This window comes from Mesonia sp. K4-1 (genome assembly GCF_008017825.1).
In the GTDB taxonomy this organism is placed as follows: domain Bacteria; phylum Bacteroidota; class Bacteroidia; order Flavobacteriales; family Flavobacteriaceae; genus Mesonia.
Genome location: NZ_VRLS01000050.1, coordinates 1 through 1422, shown reverse-complemented (window position 1 = coordinate 1422; position 1422 = coordinate 1). Strand labels below are relative to the sequence as shown.

Below are 1422 nucleotides of genomic sequence, written 5' to 3'. Positions count from 1 at the left end.
CAACCCGACCTTCACAACAATGGGGTAATGAAACATATTGAAAGGTTCAAGAAAGTTATGCGCTTGGCCATGGATCTAGAATGGATTGAGAAAAACCCGACCAGTAGGTTCAAGTTAAGGTTTGAACCTGTGGATATGGTCTATCTTACTCAAGGAGAATTGGAAAAAATTCAATTTTCAACTTTTGAAAAAAAAGGAATTGAGCTGACCAAAGATATTTTTGTTTTCGCCTGTTATACGGGACTATCTTATATGGATGTCAAGAAACTTACTTGGGACCATATTCACTCTCCAGATCAAAAGCAACAATGGATCTACACCAAACGGCAAAAAACAAATACCAGCGTAAGAATCCCTCTATTGCCTGAAGCAGAAGCCATCATTCTTAAGTATCAAAAAGGAACTAAAAATAATATAAGTGATAACCTATTGCCTATTTATTCCAATCAAAAAACCAATCAATACCTAAAAGTAATCGCTAAGAAACTCAGGATCCGCAAAAAATTAAGTTTTCATACGGCACGACATACCTTCGCCACAAGTGTAACCCTAGAAAACGGGGTACCCATAGAGACCGTGTCAAAGCTATTGGGGCACCACAAAATTGCAACCACACAGATATATGCGCGTGTAGTGGACAAAAAGATTGCAAATGACATGGAGGCTTTAAAAAATAAAATGAGTCGTAAACAAGAAACAACCTTGAGGTAATTGATCAAGGTTGTTTATTCTAATAATTAAATTAAGTTTCTCTGTTATAATATTAGTTCGGATTGTTGATATTTTTGTTTTTGATTTTAAGTTGAATATTCCGTTCTCCATATTTTTCATGAAGTTCAATCTTTAGCCTTTTGTCATTGGCTAAGGAAAATTTGGGCAATACGTACACCAATTGATGGGTTTGACCTTCTCTAATTTTTTTGGGCATATGATACGTGTATATTGGTGATTTTAGAAGTTTCTGCAGAGACTTTTTTTTCCCTTTTTTTCGTGTCTCAACGTAAAAATCTAGGAAATTCACGTCATAGTCCAAGGACGACTTGTTTTCAATTTCTATTACAATGTAGAGCTCATTGTTTTCAAAAATAATGTTCTGTACTTGAAGTTTTATTCCGTAAGATCGGTTCCTCACTCCTATTGTTCTTCGTTCTTGCTTCATTAAATAGGCACAAAAACGTGGGTAATATAAAGCATCTGTAAATTTTTGTACACTTTTCTCTTGAAACGGAGCTTGCTTTATGCCAGGTATCTGGCTTCCTATACTTTGGGTTTTAGATATAAAATAATTGAGTTGATCTAACTTTTCCTTGTATTTTAAAATAAAGGAATACACTGATCCGTCGGCATTTACCACAAGCAAGTTACTCTCTTCCCCACGTTTGGCTTGAAGTAAACCTAAATATTGCTCTTTATCCCGATTAT

Annotated in this window: 2 protein-coding genes; one reads left to right on the top strand and one right to left on the bottom strand. The window is 35.1% G+C overall.

Going from position 1 to position 1422, the window contains the following annotated elements; all coding sequences use genetic code 11:
- The coding region (locus FT986_RS08150; protein ID WP_147864654.1) for a site-specific integrase at window positions 1-711 on the top strand (711 nt) is incomplete at its 5' end.
- Window positions 712-763: 52 nt separating this feature from the next.
- Here the strand turns inward: FT986_RS08150 and FT986_RS08145 are convergent.
- On the bottom strand, window positions 764-1422 hold a 659-nt coding region (locus FT986_RS08145; protein WP_147864653.1), incomplete at its 5' end, for a DUF4138 domain-containing protein.